The following is a 20,178-nucleotide window of genomic DNA, read 5'->3' as shown; positions in this document are numbered from 1 at the left end:
GCGGAACCCTAGCGCGGCGACGATGCGCGCCGCGTGCGGCGCGAGAAGGAGCCGCGCAATTCAACTCAGCGCGGCGACGATGCGCGCCGCGTGCGGCGCGAGAAGGAGCCGCGCAATTCAACTCAGCGCGGCGACGATGCGCGCCGCGTGCGGCGCGAGAAGGAGCCGCGCAATTCAACTCAGCGCGGCGAGGTTGCCTGCACCCCGAATCAGAGCCGCCACCAGGCGTTCGATTTGAGCGGCGCCGCGGGATCGATGCGTTGGCCGGGGGCGGGAACCGCCACGTCGACCCGCTCGGGTGCGGCGGCGGCGAGCAGGCGTTCGACCGGCTCGGCCCACGGGTGGGGGGCCAGCCGGAAGGTGCCCCAATGGATCGGCACGAGCAGCCCTTTGTCGGTGAGGTCCCGGTGCGCCCGGACCGCCTCCTCCGGGTTCATGTGGACGTCCGGCCATGCGGTGTTGTAGGCGCCGATGGGCAGCAGGGTCAGGTCGAACGGTCCGTGGTCGGCGCCGATGTGAGCGAAGCTCTTCGTGTAGCCGGTGTCGCCGCCGAAGTACGCGCGGTGGTTCGGGCCAGCGAACGCCCACGACGCCCACAGCGTCGTATTGCGGTCCAGGAAGCGACCCGAAAAGTGGCGCGCCGGAACGCAAGTCACGGTCAGCTCGTCGACCCGGGCGCTTTGATGCCAGTCGAGCTCGACGATTCGGTGCTCCGGTATCCCCCAGACGCGCAGGTGGGCGCCGACACCGAGCGGCACGAAGAACGGCGCCCGCTGCGTGCGCGTCAACGCCATCACCGTGTCGATGTCGAGGTGGTCGTAGTGGTCGTGGCTGATCACCACCGCGTCGACGGCCGGCAGCCCTTCCAGTTGCACCGGCGGCGGGTGGAGCCGCTGCGGCCCGACGAGGTCCGACGGCGAGCAGCGATTGCTCCACACCGGGTCGGTGAGCACCCGGTAGCCGTCGATTTCCAGCAGCGCCGTCGAATGGCCGAACCAGCTGACGGCGAGCCGGCGGGGGTCGCCGTCGAACAGGGCCGGCGCGGCCAACGGGATCGGCGCGGCGGGCCGGCTGACGCCCCGGTTGCCGATCAACTCCCACGCGACCAGCCGCAACTCCTCGCGATCCATCGTGAGGGCGGAGGCGGGGTCGAGGTTGACGAAGACGCCGTCGCGGTAGTTGGGCGAGCCCTGCGCCACCGCCCTGATGGCGGTGGGGTGGGCACCGAGGGCCGCCGGCGCGCCGTGCAGCGCTCGCACCACCCAGCTGCCGGCCGCCAGCGACGCCGTGCCGGCGGCCAGTCGCAGCGCCCCCCGCAGCATGGCTGTCAGGCCCCCTGGAACTTCGGCGGTCGCTTCTCTATGCGCGCGACCTGGGCCTCGATGACGTCCTGACTCTTCCAGGCTTTGTCGAAGAGTTCCTTGTGCTCCGGCAACGAGTCCTCCATGGCACCGTCGTCGTTGAGCACCCGTTTGGCGTGCTGAATGGCCAGCGGCGCCAGGCCGGAGATCTCGGCGGCCCAGGCCTGGGCGTCGGCGAGTGCCCCGATGCGGTTGGCCATTCCGGTCTGCAGCGCCGCGTCTGCGGTCAGCTTCTCGGCGGTCAGCAGCATCGCGCTGGCCCGGCCGTGACCCACCAGCGAGGACAGTCGCCGGATGCTCCAGTTGTCCAGCGCCAGGCCGTATTTCGACGTCGGGAACTGAAAGAACGCCTCCGGCGCGACGACCCTCAGGTCGCATCGCATGGCCAGCTGCAGGCCCGCGCCGATGGCTGGACCGTTGATGGCGCCGATCAGCGGGATCAGCGTGGCGTCCATCAACTTGTGCAGCTCGATGAGCCGGTCGGGATAGTCGGCGGCGAACGCGTCGCCGCTCAGGTCCGCGCCGGCGCAGAACACCGTGCCCTGGCCGGTCAGCACGATGGCCCGGACGGAGCCGTCGCTCGCCTTCTGGAAGGTTTCCCGGAGCTCCTCGACGAGCTGCGAGTTGAGGGCGTTGCGGCGCTCGGGACGCTGCAGCTCGATGGTCAGCACGGCTTCGTCCTGGGTAACACCGATCATGGCAGCCACCCTATATAGCCTCGTGTCGTGAGTCGTATCACGGCTGCTCAGCTGCGCGACGCGGTGCTCGACGAGGGCTCCTTCATCCGCTGGGACGGCGGGCCGCTCGCCGTGCCGGTCAGCGAGGAGTATTCGCGAGAGCTGGCCGACGCGCGGGCCGCCACCGGCCTGGACGAATCGGTGCTGACCGGCGAGGGCCGCATCTTCGGGCGCCGGGTCGCGGTGGTGGTCTGCGAGTTCGGCTTCCTCGGCGGCTCCATCGGGGTGGCGGCGGCCGAACGGATCACCGCCGCGATGCAGCGGGCGACCGCCGAGCGGCTGCCGCTGCTGGCCTCGCCCAGCTCCGGCGGCACCCGCATGCAGGAGGGCACTGTCGCCTTCCTGCAGATGGTGAAGATCGCCGCCGCCGTCCGGCTGCACAAACAGGCGCACCTGCCCTACCTCGTCTATTTGCGCCACCCCACGACCGGCGGGGTGTTCGCGTCCTGGGGGTCGCTGGGCCACGTCACGGCCGCCGAGCCGGGCGCCCTGATCGGCTTCCTCGGGCCGCGCGTGTACCAGCTGCTCTATGGCGAACCCTTCCCCGAAGGCGTCCAGACGGCGGAGAACCTGCAGCGCCACGGCGTGATCGACGACGTCGTACCGCTGGAGCAGCTGCGCCGGATGCTGGACCGCGCGTTGACGGTCATCGCCGACCCGCCCGGGGCCCTGCCGGCACCGCGGCCGCCCGAACCGATACCCGACGTGCCGGCGTGGGACTCCGTGGTGGCGTCACGGCGCCCCGATCGGCCCGGTGTCGGGCTGCTGCTGCGCCATGGCGCCACCGATCGGGTGCTGTTGTCGGGCACCGGCCAGGGCGATGCGGCGACCACCCTGCTGGCACTGGCCCGCTTCTCCGGACAGCCCGCGGTGGTGCTCGGGCAGCAGCGGGTGGCGGGCGGGATGGTGGGCCCCGCGTCCCTGCGCGAGGCCCGGCGGGGCATGGCGCTGGCCGCCGAACTGCACCTGCCGCTGGTGCTGGTGATCGACACCGCCGGCCCGGCCCTGTCGGCGGAGGCCGAACAGGGTGGGCTCGCCGGCCAGATCGCCCAGTGCCTGGCCGAGCTGGTGACCCTGGACACCCCGACGGTCTCGGTGCTGCTCGGCCAGGGCAGCGGCGGGCCGGCGCTGGCGATGGTTCCCGCCGATCGGGTGCTGTGCGCGCTGCACGGGTGGCTGGCGCCGCTGCCGCCGGAGGGCGCCAGCGCGATCGTCTTCCGTGACACCGCGCACGCCCCCGAACTCGCTGCCGCGCAAGGTATCCGCTCGGCGGACCTGCTGCGGTCCGGAATTGCCGACGTCGTCGTCCCGGAACATCCCGACGCGGCCGACGAGCCCGTCGAGTTCTGCCGGCGACTCGCGCATGCCATCGCCGCCGAGCTGCACGGCCTGCGCGAGCTGCCCGCCGACGAACGGTTGGCCACCCGATTGCGGCGCTACCGCCGCATCGGAGTGCCCTGAGCGCGGCACAACGCGCGACACGTAAACCACGCCCACGACACGCCGCAAAACGTCACCGTGGTTTAAGTTTCGCGAGTCAGCCCTCCGGCAGGCCGAGATAGCGCTGAATGGTCGGACCGAGCCAGTCGACGATCTCGTCGCGGGTCATCTCCGCGACCGGGGGGAGCCGTAACACGAAGCGGCACAACGCCATCCCCAATATCTGCGTGGCGATGAGCCCCGCCCTCACCCCCACCTCCTCCGCCGGCGCGAGTGAGGCCACCAGCGGCTGGATCTGGTTTCCGAAGATCTCCTGCATCCGTTGCGCCGCTTCGCCGTTGGTCGCGCTCGACCGCAGCAGGATCACCAGCGCCTCGTCGCCCTCCCAGCGTTCGAGAAAGTGCCGCACCAGCGACCGCCCGACCTGCGTCGGCTCGGTCGCCGCGAAGTCGGGAAACCGCAGGTCGAACTCCGCCGCCGCGGCGAACAGCTTGTCTTTGCTGCCGTAATACCGCATCACCATCGCGGGATCGATCCCAGCGTCGGCGGCGATGGCCCGAATCGTCGCACCCTGGAACCCCGCCGCGCCGAACCGCTCGCGCGCCGCCGCCAGGATCGCCGCCTTCGTCGCGTCCGACGACCGTCTCATGTCAACGATTGTAGGCCAACAACTGTTGACATAGCACTAGCGACGCGCGACCATGGAGTTATGCCAACAAGCGTTGACTAACGCATCAGGGAGAGGAGCCAGCCATGAACGACACCGACGTCCTGGTGGTCGGCGCAGGTCCTACCGGCCTCACGCTCGCCGCCGCGCTGCAAGTCCGCGGGATTCGGGTGACACTGGTCGACAAGGTGGCGGAGGGCGCCAACACGTCGCGCGCTGCCGCCGTCAACGCCCGAACCCTCGAGGTGCTCGACGAGCTCGACGTGTCCCGGCGAATGGTCAAGGCGGGCGTGATCGCGCCGCGGTTCACCATGCGGCAGGGCCGGCGCATCTTGATTCCCGTCGACTTCAGCACGCTTCCGACGGAACACCCGTACACGCTGATGCTCTCCCAGGCCGACACCGAGCGGCTGCTGCTCGAGCGCCTGCGGGAGCTGGGCGGTGACGTCGTCCGGCCCAAGGCGCTGAGTCGCATCGCCCAGGACGGCGACGGCGTGACGGCGACGTTCGACGACGGGGACACCATCCGCGCCGCCTACGCCGTCGGGGCGGACGGGATGCACAGCACGGTGCGCACGGAAGCCGGAATCGGCTTCGCCGGTGGCGAATTCGCCGAGTCATTCACGCTCGCCGACGTGCGAGTGACCGGCGAAGCGCCCCGTGACGAGGTGATCCTGTTCTACGCCAAAGACGGCCTGACGGTGCTGGCGCCGCTGCCCGGGGACATCTTCCGCGTCGTCGCGCCGACGGCCGACGCGCCGCTGCAGCCGTCGGCGCGGTTCGTGCAGGCACTGCTGGACACCCGCGGCTTCGGGCCGGGGCGAACGGTCGTGACCGAATTGGTGTGGGGGTCGCGGTTCCACATCCATCACCGCGTCGCCGACAGCTACCGGGCCGGCCGGCTGTTGCTGGCCGGCGACGCCGCCCACGTGCACAGCCCGGCCGGGGGCCAGGGCATGAACCTCGGGATCACCGACGCGATGGCCCTGGCCGGCGCGCTGACCGCGGTTCTGCAAGGCGGCCCGGACGCCGCGCTGGACGCCTACAGCGCCGCGCAGCGCCGACGCGCCGAGCGGGTGCTGAAGCTGACCGGACGGCTGACCCGCATCGCGACGCTGCCGCGCCCGTTGCGCCCCCTGCGCAACACCGGGATGCGTCTGGCCGCCGAGGTTCCCGCGGTCCGTCGGCAGCTGGCGGTGCAGTTGAGCGGGCTGGCCCGACAGTGATCGAACCCCTCCCGGTGACGACCGACGGCGGGGGAAGCGAAACAGGCTGCACCGCAACTGGTTTCGGCGCATGCGTGCCGATGTCAACGGCCAGTTGCGGCGCAGCGTCGAAAACGTAACCTTTTGGGCGTCGGCGGCCCGGCCAGGGCACCGCCGTGATCAGCAATCAGGCAAAATGGGCGGCATGGACACTGGTGGGACCTCGCCCCGCGTGTTGGTCGTCGACGACGACTCCGACGTGCTCGCCTCGCTGGAACGCGGCCTGCGACTGTCCGGATTCGAGGTGTCGACCGCGGTCGACGGCGCGGAAGCCTTGCGCAGCGCCACCGAGACCCGACCGGACGCGATCGTGCTGGACATCAACATGCCCGTGCTGGACGGCGTCAGCGTCGTCACGGCGCTGCGGGCGATGGACAACGACGTCCCGGTCTGCGTGCTGTCGGCGCGCAGCTCGGTCGACGACCGGGTGGCGGGGCTCGAGGCCGGCGCGGACGACTACCTGGTCAAGCCGTTCGTCTTGGCCGAGCTGGTCGCGCGGGTGAAGGCGCTGCTGCGTCGCCGCGGCGCCGTCGCGTCAACCTCCTCGGAGACCATCACGGTGGGCCCGCTGGAGGTCGACATCCCCGGCCGTCGGGCCCGCGTCAACGGCGTCGACGTCGACCTGACCAAGCGGGAGTTCGACCTGCTGGCGGTGCTGGCCGAGCACAAGACCGCGGTGCTGTCGCGCGCGCAGCTGCTGGAGCTGGTCTGGGGCTATGACTTCGCAGCCGACACCAACGTCGTCGACGTGTTCATCGGGTACCTGCGCCGCAAGCTGGAGGCCAATGGCGGTCCCCGGCTGCTGCACACCGTCCGCGGAGTCGGGTTCGTGCTGCGCATGCAGTAGCCAGGTCGAGCGGCGATGAATTTTCTGTCCCGGATCCTCACCCGTACGCCCTCGCTGCGCGCCCGGGTGGTGGTCGCGACGGTCATCGGCGCGGCGATTCCCGTCCTCATCGTCGGCGTCGTCGTCTGGGTGGGCATCACCAACGACCGCAAGGAGCGGCTGGACCGCCGGCTCGACGAGGCCGCCGGTTTCGCGATCCCCTTCCTGCCGCGCGGCCTCGACGAAATCCCCCGCTCCCCCAACGACAACGACGCCATCATGACGGTCCGCCGCGGCGACCAGGTCAGGTCGAATTCCGACGTGACGCTGCCCAGGCTGAGCGTCGACTACGCCGACGCCTACGTCAAAGGTGTGCGCTACCGGGTCCGGACGGTGGAGATTCCCGCGCCGGAGCCCACGTCGCTCGCCGTCGGCGCGACGTATGACGCGACGCTGGCCGAGACCAACAACCTGCACCGGCGGGTCCTGCTGATCTGTGGCTTCGCCATCGGCGCGGCGGCGGTGTTCGCCTGGTTGCTGGCCGCGTTCGCGGTGCGGCCCTTCAAACAGCTTGCGCAGCAGACCCGTTCGATCGACGCCGGAGACGAGGCGCCGCGCGTCGAGGTGCACGGCGCCAGCGAAGCCGTGGAGATCGCCGAGGCAATGCGGGGGATGCTGCAGCGCATTTGGGACGAGCAGAACCGGACCAAGGAGGCGCTCGAGTCGGCCCGCGACTTCGCCGCCGTCTCGTCGCACGAGCTGCGCACCCCCCTGACCGCGATGCGCACCAACCTCGAGGTGCTGTCCACCCTGGACATGACCGACGACCAACGCAAAGAGGTGCTGAGCGACGTCATCCGCACCCAGTCACGGATCGAGGCCACCCTGAGCGCCCTCGAGCGGCTGGCCCAGGGCGAACTGTCGACGTCCGACGATCACGTGCCGGTCGACATCACCGAGCTGCTCGACCGCGCCGCCCACGACGCGATGCGCATCTACCCCGACCTGGACGTGTCACTGGTCCCCTCGCCGACGTGCATCATCGTCGGGTTGCCCGCCGGCCTGCGCCTGGCGGTGGACAACGCGATCGCCAACGCCGTCAAGCACGGCGGCGCCACCCGCGTCCAGCTCTCGGCGGTCAGCTCGCGCGCCGGGGTGGAGATCGCCATCGACGACAACGGCACCGGAGTGCCCGAGGACGAACGCAATGTGGTGTTCGAGCGGTTCTCTCGCGGGTCGACCGCCTCGCATTCGGGCTCGGGGCTGGGGCTGGCGCTGGTGGCCCAACAGGCCCACCTGCACCGCGGGACCGCCGCACTGGAAAGCAGCCCGCTGGGCGGCGCGCGGCTGGTGCTGCGGCTCCCGGGACCCAGCTAGCGCTTCCTCGCCTACCGAGTCGGCCCCCGAGCGGTCGGGCACACTGGAGCGATGGCCGACGGCAAGAAACCGACCGACAACCAAACCCTGGCACACATCCGCGAGCTGGTCGCCGAGGAGAAAGCCCTGCGGGCGCAGCTGCAACAGCGCGACATCTCCCAATCGGAGGAGCATGATCGCCTGCGGCGGCTCGAGGTCGAGCTCGACCAGTGTTGGGACCTGCTGCGGCAACGGCGGGCGCTGCGTGAAACCGGCGGCGACCCGCGCGCGGCCGAGGTGCGTCCGGCCGACGAGGTCGAGGGCTACCTGAGCTGAGCCCGCACCCGGGACACGTCGACGTCGTCGTCGTCGGTGGCGGTCACAACGGCCTGGTCGCGGCGGCCTATCTGGCTCGGGCCGGCCTGCGGGTGCGGTTGCTCGAGCGGCTGGGACACCTTGGCGGAGCCGCCGTCTCGGTGCAAGCCTTCGACGGCGTCGGGGTTCGGCTGTCGCGGTACTCCTACCTGGTCAGCTTGTTGCCGCCAAGCATCGTCGACGACCTGGGCGCCTCGGTGCGGCTGGCCCGGCGGCGGTATTCGTCGTACACGCCCGACCCCGGCACCGACGGCAACCGGGGGCTGCTGATCGGTGCGGGCGCTGACACGTTCGCCGCGATCGGCGCCGGCCCCGACGCGCAGGGGTTCGCCGCCTTCTACCGACGCTGCCGACTGGTGACCCAACCACTGTGGCCCACGCTGCTGGAACCGCTGCGCACCCGCCTACAACACTTTCTGATCGTACTACTACGATCACCACAGAGATTAACACCTCTCTTTTCGTGGGCAGCGTCAGATGTGTAAAAGAGACGGCTGCTGGAACCGCTGCGCACCCGCGGGCAGGCCCGCCGGCATGTCGTGGAAAGCGGCGGGCGGCAAGCGGCGGCCGCGTGGCAGGCCCTGATCGACGAGCCGATCGGGGACGCCATCACCGCCGCCGTCAGCGACGACGTGGTCCGCGGCGTGATGGCGACCGACGCGCTGATCGGGACGTTCGCTCGCCTCGGCGACCCGTCGCTGATCCAGAATGTCTGCTTCCTCTATCACGTACTCGGGGGCGGGACCGGGGACTGGGACGTTCCCGTTGGCGGAATGGGCGCGCTGACGGAGGGCCTGGCGGCGGCCGCCATCCGCCATGGTGCCGAAATCACCACCAGTGCAGACGTTTACGCGGTCGAACCGGATGGCGTGGTGCGTTACCGCACCGGCGACCAGGAGCGTCTGATCCGGGCCCGGTTCGTCCTGGCGGGTGTCACGCCGGCGGTGCTGGCCGGACTGCTCGGTGAACGGCCCGCACCGCCTGTCCAGGGCGCACAGGTCAAGGTGAACATGGTGCTGCGGCGGCTACCGCGGTTGCGCGACAACGGCGTCACGCCCGAACAGGCCTTCGCCGGGACGTTCCACGTCAACGAGGCGTGGACGCAACTGGATACGGCGTATGCGCGGGCGGCCGCGGGCGAGGTGCCGAATCCCCTGCCATGCGAGGCGTACTGCCATTCGTTGACCGATCCCAGCATTCTGCCGGCCGGGCTGCGCGACTCGGGTGCGCACACGATGACCGTGTTCGGCCTGCACACCCCGCACTCGCTGTTCGACGGCACCTACTCCGGCGCCCTGCGCGATCGGCTGGCCGACTCGGTACTGGCATCGCTGGATTCCGTTCTGGCCGAACCGATTCAGGGCGTCTTGCTGAGTGACGCCCACGGCCGGCCGTGCATCGAGACGACCACCACCCTGGACCTGCACCGCACGTTGGGGATGACGGCCGGCAACATCTTCCACGGCGGCTTGTCATGGCCCTTCGCCGACGACGACGACCCGCTGGACACCCCGGCGCGGCGATGGGGCGTCGCGACGGCGCACGAGCGGATCATGCTGTGCGGCTCGGGCGCCCGGCGCGGCGGCGCGGTGTCGGGGATCGGCGGGCACAACGCCGCCATGGCGGTGCTGGCCTCGCTGTGACTCGACTCCGCCGTAGCTAGCGCGCGTCGATCGTCGTGTAGTCGCGTTCGGTGTAGCCGGTGTAGATCTGGCGCGGACGGCCGATCTTGCTGTCACCCTCGTCGTGCATCTCGCGCCAGTGCGCGATCCAGCCGGGCAGCCGGCCCAGCGCGAACAGCACGGTGAACATCCGGACCGGGAAGCCGAGGGCCCGGTAGATCAGCCCGGTGTAGAAGTCGACGTTCGGGTACAACTTGCGCTCGATGAAGTAGTCGTCGGTCAGCGCCGCCTCTTCCAGTTCCTTGGCGATGTCGAGCAGCGGATCGCCGCCGAGCTTGGCCAGGATCTTGTCGGCCTGTTCCTTGACGATGCGGGCGCGGGGGTCGTAGTTCTTGTAGACGCGGTGGCCGAAGCCCATCAGCTTGACGCCCTCTTCGCGGTTCTTCACCTTGCGGACGAACTCGCTGACGTCGTCTCCACTTTCACGGATCTGGTCGAGCATCTCGAGCACCGCCTGGTTGGCGCCCCCGTGCAGCGGTCCCCACAACGCGTTGATGCCACCGGAGATCGAGGTGAACAGGTTGGCCCGCGACGACCCGACCAGCCGGACCGTCGACGTCGAACAGTTCTGCTCGTGATCGGCGTGCAGGATGAGCAGCATGTCCAGCGCCCGCACCACCTCGGGGTCGGCCTGATAGGGCTCCGCGGGCAGCCCGAACGTCATGCGGAGGAAGTTCTCCACCAACGACATCGAGTTGTCCGGGTAGAGGAACGGCTGGCCGACCGACTTCTTATACGCGTACGCGGCGATGGTGGGCAGCTTCGCGAGCAGCCGGATGGTCGACAGCTCGACCTGGTTGTTGTCCATCGGGTCGAGCGCGTCGGGGTAGTAGGCGCTCAGCGCGTTCACCACGCTGGACAGCACCGGCATGGGGTGTGCGTTGCGCGGGAAGCCGTCGAAGAAGCGCTTCAGGTCCTCGTGCAGCATGGTGTGCAGCTGGATCCGCTTGGTGAACTCCGCGAGCTGGTCGGAGTCCGGCAGCTCGCCGTAGATCAGCAGGTAGCTCACCTCGATGAAGGTCGACTTCTCGGCGAGCTGCTCGATCGGGTAGCCGCGGTAACGCAGAATCCCGGCGTCGCCGTCGATGTAGGTGATCGCGCTCTTGCAGGCGGCGGTGTTGACGAAGCCGTTGTCGAAGGTGGTGTGCCCCGTTTTGGACAACAGGGAACCGAGGGCGATCCCGTCAGCACCCTCAGTGGCGCGGACGATCTCGAGGTCGATCTCGCCCCCCGGGTACTTCAGAGTTGCGGTGTCGTCGGTGTCGGCCACGAGAACCCCTTTGCGCTCTGGCTGGTATGGCTGCCCTGACTAGGTGCTTATAGGTGAAGGTAGTCGTTGTCGCGTTCGCGCGCCTGCCCGGGGTCGGCTCTGCGGGACGGCCTGGGTAATCGATCGGGTGCGGCTCCCGCGTCGCGGCGATCCTCGGCCGGGCTAGGGCTGCAGCCGCTCGATCCGAGCGCCGGTGACCCGGATCCGGTTATGCAATCGGTTCTCCCGCCCCTGCCAGAATTCGACCGACTCCGGGGCGAGCAGGTAGCCGCCCCAGCCCGGCGGCACGGGCACCTGCTCGCGGTCGGCGAAGCGTGCGGTCACCTCCGCCAGCTGGTCGAGCAACGCCGCGCGTGACGCGATCGCACGCGACTGGTGCGACGCCCACGCGCCCAGCTGAGAGCCGCGCGGTCGCTTGGACCAGTAGTCCTGGGTGGCATCCGGGGTGACCTTGCTCACCGGGCCGCGGAGGTGGACCTGCCTGCCCAGCTGATACCAGGGAAAGGTCACCGACGCGTACGGCGTCGCCGCCAGGTCGGCCCCCTTGGCGGAGTCATAGTGGGTGAAAAATGTGATCCCGGACTCGTCCACGCTCTTGCACAGGACCGTCCGGCTTGTCGGCCGGCCGTCGGCGACGGTAGCCAGCACCATGGCGTTGGGCTCGGCGACGCCGGACCGTTCCGCGTCGCCGATCCAGTTGCGCAACAAGGCAACCCAACCGTCGTCGAGCCAATCGGTGTCGAGGTCGGGGCTGCCGTCCTTCTCCACCGATCCGTATTCCACGCGCATGCGCTGCAGGCGTTCGGGGTCTGGTCCTGCCATCGCGCCAACGCTACCGGGGCTTGCTACCGGCCGGTAGCGTCCGCCCGAAGGTGGGGTGCGAGAATTTTCGGTATGACTGTGGTCCCCGAGAACTTTGTCCCCGGCCTCGAAGGCGTCGTCGCCTTCACCACCGAGATCGCCGAACCGGATAAAGACGGCGGCGCGCTGCGTTACCGCGGCGTCGACATACAGGATCTGGTGAACCAGCAGGTCACCTTCGGCGACGTGTGGGGCCTGCTGGTCGACGGCAAGTTCGGCCACGGCCTGCCGCCCGCCGAGCCGTTCCCGCTGCCCATCCACACCGGCGACGTGCGCGTCGACGTGCAGGCGGGCCTGGCGATGCTGGCCCCGATCTGGGGGTACAAGCCCCTGCTCGACACCGATGACGCCACCGCACGCGACCAGCTGGCCCGGGCCTCGGTGATGGCGCTGTCCTACGTGGCGCAGTCCGCCCGCGGCATCTACCAGCCCGCCGTCCCGCAGCGCGTGATCGACGAATGCGCAACCGTCACAGCACGTTTCATGACCCGGTGGCAGGGCGAACCGGACCCGCGGCACGTCGAAGCCATCGACGCCTACTGGGTCTCGGCCGCCGAGCACGGCATGAACGCGTCGACGTTCACCGCGCGGGTGATCGCCTCGACCGGTGCCGACGTCGCCGCGGCGCTGTCCGGGGCGATCGGGGCGATGAGCGGGCCGCTGCACGGCGGGGCGCCGGCGCGGGTCCTGCCGATGATCGAAGAGGTCGAGCGCACCGGCGACGCCCGTGGCCTGGTCAAGAAGATCCTGGACAGCGGCGACAAGCTGATGGGCTTCGGGCACCGGGTCTACCGCGCCGAGGACCCGCGGGCGCGAGTGCTCCGCGCGACCGCAGAGCGGCTGGGCGCGCCGCGCCACGAGGTCGCCGTCGCGCTGGAGCAGGCCGCGCTGGCCGAACTGCGCGAGCGTCGCCCGGACCGGGCCATCGAGACCAACGTCGAGTTCTGGGCGGCGGTGATCCTGGACTTCGCGCAGGTGCCGGCCAACATGATGCCGGCGATGTTCACCTGCGGGCGCACCGCGGGCTGGTGTGCGCACATCCTCGAGCAGAAGCGGCTGGGCAAGCTGGTGCGCCCGTCGGCCATCTACGTGGGACCGGCCCCGCGCACCCCGGAGTCCGTCGAAGGTTGGGACCGCAGCCTCACCCACGCCTGAGGCGGGCCCCGTTGTCGGTGCCCCGCGATTGAATGAGATCGCCGCGATGAGTTTGTGTCGCGGGCGAGGTCATAACTCGCGAGCCCGCCCGTCCCGGGCGGGTCTGGGAGACCGACAGCAAGGAGAACCACGATGGCGATCAACTTCGAACCGGCCCTGTCCCCGCACCTGGTGGTGGATGACGCGGCCGCTGCGATCGACTTCTACGTCAAGGCATTCGGCGCCGAGGAGATCGGGCGGGTGCCTCGCCCCGACGGAAAGCTGGTCCACGCCGCGCTGCGCATCAACGGCTTTATGGTCATGCTCAACGACGATTTCCCGGAGATGTGCGGCGGCAAGTCGATGACGCCCACGTCACTGGGCGGCACCCCGGTGACGATCCACCTGACCGTGACCGACGTCGACGCGAAGTTCCAGCGCGCGCTGGACGCGGGCGCCACCGTGGTGGCGCCGTTGGACGATCAGTTCTGGGGCGACCGCTACGGCGTGGTGGCCGACCCGTTCGGCCACCACTGGTCGATGGGACAGCCGGTCCGCGAGGTCGGTTATGACGAGCTCCAGGCCGCGATGGCGGGGCAGGGCGCGAGTTAGCCGAGCAGCCGGTCCAGCAGCCCGCGTCGCGGCGCCGGCGCCGGCCCGGCGGCGGCAGCGGCGGCGAGCATGCCGGCGACGTCGGTGAACTTGCTGCGCGGGCGACCGTCGGCGCCGCCGCGGGCGACCTCGGCGGCGTCGATGGCCCGCCACCCGTGGGCATCGACGGCGTCGGGCTGCCGGACCCGCACCAGCTCGGCCAGCGCCTCGGGTTTCGCCACCGGGTCGCTCAGCCTGCCCGCGTTGAAATCCGCCACCAGGGCGTGCACGGTCTGCAGCGAACAGGATTTGTTGGTGCCGATGAACCCGCTCGGTCCCCGCTTGATCCAGCCCGCGACGTAGGCCCCCGGCACCGGCGCCCCCGAGCCGGGATCGACGACACGGCCGCCGTCGTTGGGGACGACGGCCACCGACTCGTCGAACGGCAGGTCGCGGATGGGCTTGCCGCGGTACCCAATTGACGTCAGGACCAGTCCCGCGCTGAGGTCACACAGGTCGTCGGTGCCGGTGACGGCGAACTGAACGCCCGTGGCGCGTTGTTCGCCCAGCACGCGATTCGGGGTGAGCTGATAGGCCAGCCGGATTCGCGGCCGCCCACCGTTGTGGGTTGGTGCCGAATCGTCACCGAGCGAGCTCAGGATCTCCAGCTTGCGCTTGCTCAAGCCGTCCGTGACGGCGGCGAGGTCGGCCGCCACCAGCTCGTGGTCGGCCGCGCTGAGCACGACGTCGGATGAGGTCGTGAGACCGATCAGCTCGGGCAGGGTGAACGCCGACTGGGCGGGGCCCCGGCGGGCGGCCACCACCACCTCGCGGACCGCGGATGCGCGAAGCGCCGCCAACGCGCGGTCGGAGATGTCGGTGCGGGCCAGGTCGTCCGGATCCGCGGTGAGCACGCGCGCCACGTCCAATGCGACGTTTCCGTTGCCGATGATCACCACCCGGTCATGGCCGAGATCGACTGGCAGCTCGGCAAAGTCGGGATGGCCGTTGATCCACGCGACGAGTTCGGTGGCGGTCCCGGTGCCCGGCAGGCCCATGCCCTCGATCTGCAGGCGGCGGTCGTCGGGAGCGCCGACGGCATACACCACGGCGTGGTGGTGGGCCAGCAGATCGGCGTGACTCAAGTGCCTGCCGACCTCGACGTTGAGGTAGAAGCGGAAGCGGCGATGACCGACGACCCGGTCGAACAGCCGGGTGACCCGCTTGGTGTTCTGGTGATCGGGCGCCACCCCGGCGCGCACCAGCCCGTACGGGGTGGGCAGCTTCTCAAAGACGTTGACCCGCACCCCATCCTGGGTGAGCAGCTCGTCGGCGGCATACATCGCCGCAGGCCCGGATCCCACGATGGCCACGGTCAGCGGCTGGCGTCGGGCGCGCACCTGGGCGGCCGGAATCACCGGCGCCAACTTCGACGTCGGCGGCAACTTCTCACCCGGCGGCCGCTCGGGATAGAACGACGCGTTGATCTCGACGAACGGCAACTGCTTGGTGTCCAGCCGGGTGTCCGGAGCGATCGCGCCCACGGGGCAGGCGCTCACACACGCGCCGCAGTCCACGCAGGCCACCGGATCGATGTAGAGCATCTCCGAGGTGGCGAAGCCGGGCTCGTCGGGCGTGGGGTGAATGCAGTTCACCGGGCACGCGAAAACGCAGGACCCGTCGTTACAGCACGACTGGGTAATAACGTGCGGCATAGGCTATTACCCGCGCGGTCCTAGGCGGCCGGCGCCGCGGCCAGGTGCCGGCGCTGCGGCTCGCTGCGGTAGCGCGACGGCTTGCCGTCGATCTTGCAGAGCCGCCACATGAGCCGGGCAGACCGCGTCTCCATCAAGCCGGTGTCGTGTGCCAGCATCCGGACGTCGGCGAACATGTCACTCAACCACTTTCGTGATTCCGGCGACCGGAAGAAGAGCTCCTTCTTGACCTCGCGCGGGATGTCGAACTCCTGCCAGAACGCCTTGGGCGGCACCACGATGGCCCGGCACAGGACCTTCATCGTCAACGGCAGGTACAGGGCCGTCCAGAACTTCTGCCGCTTGGTCAGCTGCGGCACCCGCCTGCGCAGGAACTCGTGGGCAAACGAAATGTGTCGCGCTTCCTCGGCCACGTGAATGGCCATCACCCGTTCCATGATCGGGTGCAGCGATTTCCCTTCGCGCAGAATGTTTTTCTGCGTGTGGTCGATCGGCTCCTCGCCGGCGAGCACCCCGATGAAGAACGCCACCGGCAGCGGGCCGGCCACCAGCGGAACCAGCGGCGAGAGCCACTTGAGCGTCCGCGGCATACCCGGCACGTCCGCGCCGACGCGGTTCACCATCTCCTGGAACATCATGGTGTGGTTGCACTCTTCGACCGATTCGTGCAGGCAGTACCGGTATTCCGGGGAGCCGTTCGGCACCCAGAACGTGTAGTTCATCAGGCCGCGGATCAGAATCGACTCGAAGTGCAGCCCGACCTTGGCGACGTTGGCCTGGCGCCACATCCCAATCTTGATCTTGCGCTCTTCGGGCTGCGATAAATACCAGGGATGGCGCCCCAACGGGTCGGTGGCCGGCAGTACCCACCGCGGGTCGTTCTCCGTGACGGCGAATTCCGGTGCGTCCCAGTCGATGTCGGTGTAGGGGTTGAAGTTTCTCCGCACCGACCCCTCGGACAGTGTGGCAAGCGTGTTGACGTACTCAGTGTCGTCGCGCACCTCCATATTGCGGCGCCAACGCCGAACCATGCGTGTCCTGGCCATATCCAAGCCTCCCCAACGAGGTTTACATTTGGACGTGCTGTGTCCAGACAGTACCGCAGGTACCGGATATCTTCTAGACCCCGATCCGCCGCTGTGGGCTGACCAGTGGTCAGGCGCATGGTGTGCCCTGCCTCACAGCGCGCGAAGCACCACGGGGCGCGGCCAGGTGTTTTGCGCGGGTCACGGGCGTGCGCCGCCGGACCGCTGCGTCGCCGGTCACATCGGCTCACTACCCTGATGAGCATGGCTGACCAGCTCGAGGTTCCCGCTGACATCAAACCCCGCGACGGCCGCTTCGGATGCGGCCCTTCCAAGGTCCGGCCCGAACAGTTGCAGGCGCTGACGACCAGCGCGGCCCCGCTGTTCGGCACTTCGCACCGGCAAGCCCCGGTGAAGAATCTGGTGGGCCGGGTGCGGACGGGGCTGACCGAGCTGTTCTCCGTGCCGGACGGCTATGAGGTCATCCTGGGCAACGGCGGCGCGACGGCGTTCTGGGATGCCGCGGCGTTCGGGCTGATCGACAAGCGCTCACTGCACCTGTCCTTCGGCGAGTTCAGCGCCAAGTTCGCCTCGGCGGTCGCCAACAACCCGTTCGTCGGCGACCCGATCATCGTCAAGGCGGACGCCGGCAGCGCACCCGAACCGCAGAGCGATCCCTCGGTCGATGTGATCGCCTGGGCGCACAACGAGACGTCGACCGGGGTGGCGGTGCCCATTCGGCGTCCGGCCGACTCCGGCGACGCCCTGGTCGTCATCGACGCCACCTCCGGTGCGGGCGGCCTGCCGGTCGACATCGCCCAGACCGACGCCTATTACTTCTCGCCGCAGAAGAATTTCGCCAGTGACGGCGGCCTGTGGTTGGCCATCATGAGCCCCGCCGCACTCGCGCGGGTGGAGTCCATTGCCGCGTCGGGCCGCTGGGTTCCCGACTTCCTGTCGCTGCCCATCGCGGTGGACAACAGCCTGAAGAACCAGACGTACAACACCCCGGCGGTCGGCACCCTGGCTCTGATGGCCGAGCAGATCGACTGGATGCTCGGCAACGGCGGGCTGGACTGGGCCGTCAAGCGCACGGCCGACTCGTCGCAGCGGTTGTACTCCTGGGCGCAGGAGCGGCCGTACACCACTCCGTTCGTCACCGACCCCGCCTTGCGGTCCCAGGTGGTCGGCACCGTCGACTTCGTCGACGACGTAGACGCCGCTGCCGTCGCCAAGATCCTGCGGGCGAACGGCATCGTCGACGTCGAGCCGTACCGCAAACTCGGCCGCAACCAGCTGCGGGTCGGGATGTTCCCGGCGGTCGACCCCGATGACGTCAGCGCCCTGACGCAATGCGTCGACTGGGTCGTCGAGCGGCTGTAACCCCCACGCAATCCACGCGCAACCGCCCAGCGTGTCAGCACAGGTTGCGGGCGTCAGCTGCACTAGAGTGCGCAAAAGACGGGTCCGTCGACCTGCACGGAGCCTGCGAGGAGAAACCATGCGGGAACTCAAAATGGTTGGGGTCGATGCCGGCGGCAAACACATCATCTGCGAGGCCGGCGATCCCGCCGAGCCCTTCAAGCTCGCGGTCGACGATCAACTGAAGGCAGCCGTGCGCGGCGACATCGCGCCGCCGGAGCAACCGCAGCTCGACATTCAGGTCACCAACATGCTGAGCCCCAGAGAGATTCAGGCCAAGATCCGCGCCGGCGCGTCCGTCGAACAAGTCGCCGCGGCGTCGGGCTCCGACGTTTCGCGGGTCCGCCGATTCGCGCACCCGGTGCTGCTGGAACGCGCTCGGGCCGCTGAGTTGGCAACCGCCGCGCACCCGGTGCTCGCCGACGGCCCCGCGGTGCTCACCCTGCTGGAGACCGTGAGCGCCGCCCTGGTGACGCGCGGCCTGGAACCGGACCGGCTCAGCTGGGACGCCTGGCGCAACGAAGACAGCCGCTGGACCGTGCAGCTGGCCTGGAAGGCCGGCCGGTCGGACAACATCGCGCACTTCTGCTTCGCCCCCGGCGCCCACGGCGGCACAGTCACCGCCATCGACGACGCGGCCAAGGAGTTGGTCGACCCGAACTTCGACCGTCCGCTGCGCCCGCTCGCGCGGGTCGCCCACGTCGACTTCGAGGAGCCGGCGAAGCCCGCCGCCGCTCCGCAAGAGGAGCCCGCGCCCCAGGAGCCCCCGGTACATACTCGACGCGGTAAGCCCGTCATTCCGGCTTGGGAGGATGTGCTGCTCGGGGTTCGCTCTGGCGGGCAGCGCTAGGCGACCCGCCGCCCCCGTACCGGCTAACCCGCCACCGTCAGGGCGAGCAACGTCAGCCACGCTCCCGTGACACCGATCCCCGCGCCCAGCAGGAACCAGCGCAGCACCGGCTTGTGCCGCCAACCCCACAGCGTCGGCGCCAGCCCGCCGGCCGCGACGACGTTGAGCCCGACCGCAAGCAGCGGATGCACCCGGATGAGGCCCAGACTCAGCACCACGATGGCGGCGCCGGTCACGGCGGCGACGAAGCCGGCGACCGTCAAACCCGTTGCCCAGGGCGCGGAATCGTTGGTCACCCGCCGAGCCTAACCCGTTCGTAGAACGCCAAGGCGGCCGCGGTGGCCACGTTGAGGGAGTCCGTCCCGCGCGACATCGGGATGCGCACGCGCACATCGCTTCTCCGCAGGGTCGCCGGCGTCAGGCCCGGCCCCTCGGCACCCACGATCACCGCGACGCGTTCGTCGCGCGCGGCCGCCATGGCCTCCGCCAGGGTGCGGGCGTCGCTGTGCGGTGTCATCGCCAGCAACCGAAATCCGTTCTCTTTCAACATCGTCAGTTCGGCGGGCCAGTCCATCGCTCGCGCGTACGGGACGAGCAAGGCGTGCCCCATGGACACCCGGACCGCGCGGCGGTAGAGCGGGTCGGCGCAGCCGCTGCCGAACACCACCGCGTCGACGCCCAGCCCGGCGGCGTTGCGGAAGATCGCGCCCAGGTTCTCGTGGTCGTTGACGCCCTCGAGCACCGCGACGGTCCGGGCGCGCGCGACCAGTTCGGCCACGCCGGGTTCCGGCACCCGGCGGGCGGCCGCCAGCACCCCACGATTGAGGTGGAAGCCCACCACCTGCGCCATGACGTCGGCGGAGGTGCAGTAGAACGGCACGGCATTGCCCGCCAGGTCGTCGGCGAGCTCGGCGAGCCGGCGCTCGGTCCCCAGCAGCGCGTGCGGGGTGAACCTGGAGGCGAGCATGCGCTGGACGACCAGCACCCCCTCGGCAATCACCAGGCCTTTGCCGGACGGCAGATCGGGACGGCGATCGACGCTGTTCAGGTCGCGGAAGTCGTCGAGCCGCGGGTCGTCGGGGTCGTCGAGATCCTGGACGTTGAGGCCATCGATTCCATCGCTCACGGGCTTTCGTCGACCAGGGCCAACATCAGGTCAGCCGCGTGGCGCAGGGTGTCACGCTGCTCGTCGTCCAGCGACGCCAGCCGTTTGGCCAGCCACTCCTGACGGGCCCGTCGGGTCGCCTTGACCAGCTCGGCGCCGGACTGGGAAACCGAGACCAGCACCTGGCGGCCGTCGACGGGATGGGGGGCGCGGTCCACCAGGCCCATGTCGGCCAGCGACGCGATCACCCGGGTCATCGATGGCGGACGGACCCGCTCGCGGATAGCCAGCGCGCCGGGCGTCATCGGGCCCTCGTTGGCCAGCATCGCCAGCGCCGACAGCTGCGACAACGACACCGGCGACGACGGGTTTCGGAACCGGAGTTGGCGGGCCAGCCGCATGACCGCCAGCGACAGGTCGCTCGCCAGCCGCGCATCGCTGTCAGGCATGGCGCGAGGTTACACGGAACCTCAGGAAATCGGGATACGAACCGGTG

19 protein-coding genes and 2 pseudogenes are annotated in these 20,178 nt (G+C 69.7%); 11 read left to right on the top strand and 10 right to left on the bottom strand.

What is annotated here, in order from left to right:
- Window positions 1–209 precede the first annotated feature (209 nt).
- Both C1737_RS23915 and C1737_RS23910 read right to left on the bottom strand, forming a co-directional pair.
- A complete protein-coding gene (locus C1737_RS23915) occupies window positions 210–1,322 on the bottom strand; it encodes an MBL fold metallo-hydrolase (RefSeq protein WP_102419635.1) in 1,113 nt (370 codons plus the stop codon).
- Window positions 1,323–1,327: 5 nt separating this feature from the next.
- Window positions 1,328–2,059: an enoyl-CoA hydratase gene (locus C1737_RS23910; protein WP_102419634.1), complete on the bottom strand. Its 732-nt coding sequence runs from the start codon at window positions 2,057–2,059 to the stop codon at window positions 1,328–1,330.
- A 27-nt stretch (window positions 2,060–2,086) separates the two neighbouring features.
- Here C1737_RS23910 and C1737_RS23905 point away from each other — a divergent pair, with 27 nt between their 5' ends.
- Window positions 2,087–3,559 carry a carboxyl transferase domain-containing protein gene (locus tag C1737_RS23905; RefSeq protein ID WP_102419633.1) on the top strand — a complete coding sequence of 491 codons (1,473 nt, stop codon included), beginning with the start codon at window positions 2,087–2,089 and terminating at the stop codon, window positions 3,557–3,559.
- A 76-nt stretch (window positions 3,560–3,635) separates the two neighbouring features.
- Here the strand turns inward: C1737_RS23905 and C1737_RS23900 are convergent, their stop codons facing one another.
- Window positions 3,636–4,187 (bottom strand): TetR family transcriptional regulator, encoded by a 552-nt coding sequence (locus C1737_RS23900; protein ID WP_102419632.1) that lies wholly within the window; start codon window positions 4,185–4,187, stop codon window positions 3,636–3,638.
- A 104-nt stretch (window positions 4,188–4,291) separates the two neighbouring features.
- Here C1737_RS23900 and C1737_RS23895 point away from each other — a divergent pair, with 104 nt between their 5' ends.
- The 6 genes and pseudogenes from C1737_RS23895 to C1737_RS23870 all read left to right on the top strand — a co-directional run.
- Entirely contained in the window at window positions 4,292–5,431 is a 1,140-nt protein-coding gene (locus C1737_RS23895) for an FAD-dependent oxidoreductase (RefSeq protein ID WP_102419631.1), read from the top strand.
- 175 nt (window positions 5,432–5,606) lie between these two features.
- Window positions 5,607–6,317 carry a two-component system response regulator PrrA gene (prrA, locus tag C1737_RS23890; protein WP_102419630.1) on the top strand — a complete coding sequence of 237 codons (711 nt, stop codon included), beginning with the start codon at window positions 5,607–5,609 and terminating at the stop codon, window positions 6,315–6,317.
- A 15-nt stretch (window positions 6,318–6,332) separates the two neighbouring features.
- A complete protein-coding gene (locus C1737_RS23885) occupies window positions 6,333–7,673 on the top strand; it encodes a HAMP domain-containing sensor histidine kinase (RefSeq protein ID WP_068095544.1) in 1,341 nt (446 codons plus the stop codon).
- Between the two features lie 51 nt (window positions 7,674–7,724).
- Entirely contained in the window at window positions 7,725–7,988 is a 264-nt protein-coding gene (locus C1737_RS23880) for a DUF2630 family protein (RefSeq protein ID WP_067926083.1), read from the top strand.
- Window positions 7,985–8,413 (top strand): annotated as a pseudogene (locus C1737_RS23875) (NAD(P)-binding protein); the annotation flags it as partial. The gene C1737_RS23880 and the pseudogene C1737_RS23875, both read left to right, overlap by 4 nt.
- 117 nt (window positions 8,414–8,530) lie before the next feature.
- A pseudogene (locus tag C1737_RS23870) lies at window positions 8,531–9,670 on the top strand (phytoene desaturase family protein); the annotation flags it as partial.
- A gap of 16 nt (window positions 9,671–9,686) precedes the next feature.
- Here the strand turns inward: C1737_RS23870 and C1737_RS23865 are convergent.
- Together C1737_RS23865 and pdxH are read right to left on the bottom strand one after the other, a co-directional pair.
- Window positions 9,687–10,979, bottom strand: a complete 1,293-nt coding sequence (locus tag C1737_RS23865; RefSeq protein ID WP_067926087.1) for a citrate synthase — start codon at window positions 10,977–10,979, stop codon at window positions 9,687–9,689.
- A gap of 162 nt (window positions 10,980–11,141) precedes the next feature.
- Complete coding sequence (gene pdxH, locus C1737_RS23860) at window positions 11,142–11,801, bottom strand: pyridoxamine 5'-phosphate oxidase (protein WP_067926090.1); 660 nt, start codon at window positions 11,799–11,801, stop codon at window positions 11,142–11,144.
- 72 nt (window positions 11,802–11,873) lie between these two features.
- On the opposite strand from pdxH, the gene C1737_RS23855 reads away from it, so the two are divergent.
- Both C1737_RS23855 and C1737_RS23850 read left to right on the top strand, forming a co-directional pair.
- The gene (locus tag C1737_RS23855) at window positions 11,874–12,995 is read left to right on the top strand and encodes a citrate synthase 2 (protein WP_102419629.1); all 1,122 of its coding nucleotides are present in this window, start codon (window positions 11,874–11,876) and stop codon (window positions 12,993–12,995) included.
- Window positions 12,996–13,127: 132 nt separating this feature from the next.
- Entirely contained in the window at window positions 13,128–13,586 is a 459-nt protein-coding gene (locus C1737_RS23850; RefSeq protein WP_068095548.1) for a VOC family protein, read from the top strand.
- On the opposite strand, the gene C1737_RS23845 is transcribed toward C1737_RS23850, so the two are convergent.
- Together C1737_RS23845 and C1737_RS23840 are read right to left on the bottom strand one after the other, a co-directional pair.
- Window positions 13,583–15,280 (bottom strand): FAD-dependent oxidoreductase, encoded by a 1,698-nt coding sequence (locus tag C1737_RS23845; RefSeq protein ID WP_102419628.1) that lies wholly within the window; start codon window positions 15,278–15,280, stop codon window positions 13,583–13,585. The two genes, C1737_RS23850 and C1737_RS23845, sit on opposite strands and share 4 nt — an antisense overlap.
- 20 nt (window positions 15,281–15,300) lie before the next feature.
- On the bottom strand, window positions 15,301–16,326 hold the full coding sequence (locus C1737_RS23840; RefSeq protein WP_067926100.1) for a diiron oxygenase: 1,026 nt from the start codon (window positions 16,324–16,326) through the stop codon (window positions 15,301–15,303).
- A 243-nt stretch (window positions 16,327–16,569) separates the two neighbouring features.
- On the opposite strand from C1737_RS23840, the gene serC reads away from it, so the two are divergent.
- The gene (gene serC, locus C1737_RS23835; RefSeq protein ID WP_067926153.1) at window positions 16,570–17,688 is read left to right on the top strand and encodes a phosphoserine transaminase; all 1,119 of its coding nucleotides are present in this window, start codon (window positions 16,570–16,572) and stop codon (window positions 17,686–17,688) included.
- Window positions 17,689–17,806: 118 nt separating this feature from the next.
- On the top strand, window positions 17,807–18,577 hold the full coding sequence (gene sepH, locus C1737_RS23830; RefSeq protein ID WP_102419627.1) for a septation protein SepH: 771 nt from the start codon (window positions 17,807–17,809) through the stop codon (window positions 18,575–18,577).
- 23 nt (window positions 18,578–18,600) lie between these two features.
- Here the strand turns inward: sepH and C1737_RS23825 are convergent, their stop codons facing one another.
- From C1737_RS23825 to C1737_RS23815, 3 genes are read right to left on the bottom strand one after another with little or no spacing between them, the layout of a single operon-like run.
- On the bottom strand, window positions 18,601–18,873 hold the full coding sequence (locus C1737_RS23825; protein WP_102419626.1) for a DUF2537 domain-containing protein: 273 nt from the start codon (window positions 18,871–18,873) through the stop codon (window positions 18,601–18,603).
- Window positions 18,870–19,703 (bottom strand): RNA methyltransferase, encoded by an 834-nt coding sequence (locus tag C1737_RS23820; RefSeq protein ID WP_102419625.1) that lies wholly within the window; start codon window positions 19,701–19,703, stop codon window positions 18,870–18,872. The genes C1737_RS23825 and C1737_RS23820 overlap by 4 nt, the downstream gene beginning before the upstream one ends.
- On the bottom strand, window positions 19,700–20,131 hold the full coding sequence (locus C1737_RS23815) for a MarR family transcriptional regulator (RefSeq protein ID WP_102419624.1): 432 nt from the start codon (window positions 20,129–20,131) through the stop codon (window positions 19,700–19,702). The genes C1737_RS23820 and C1737_RS23815 overlap by 4 nt, the downstream gene beginning before the upstream one ends.
- Window positions 20,132–20,178 lie beyond the last annotated feature (47 nt).

The sequence above is a fragment of the Mycobacterium sp. 4858 genome, assembly GCF_900240975.1.
Classification (GTDB): Bacteria; Actinomycetota; Actinomycetes; order Mycobacteriales; family Mycobacteriaceae; genus Mycobacterium.
Note: the sequence above shows the minus strand (reverse complement) of the source record. Positions and strands in the feature narration are given on the sequence as shown.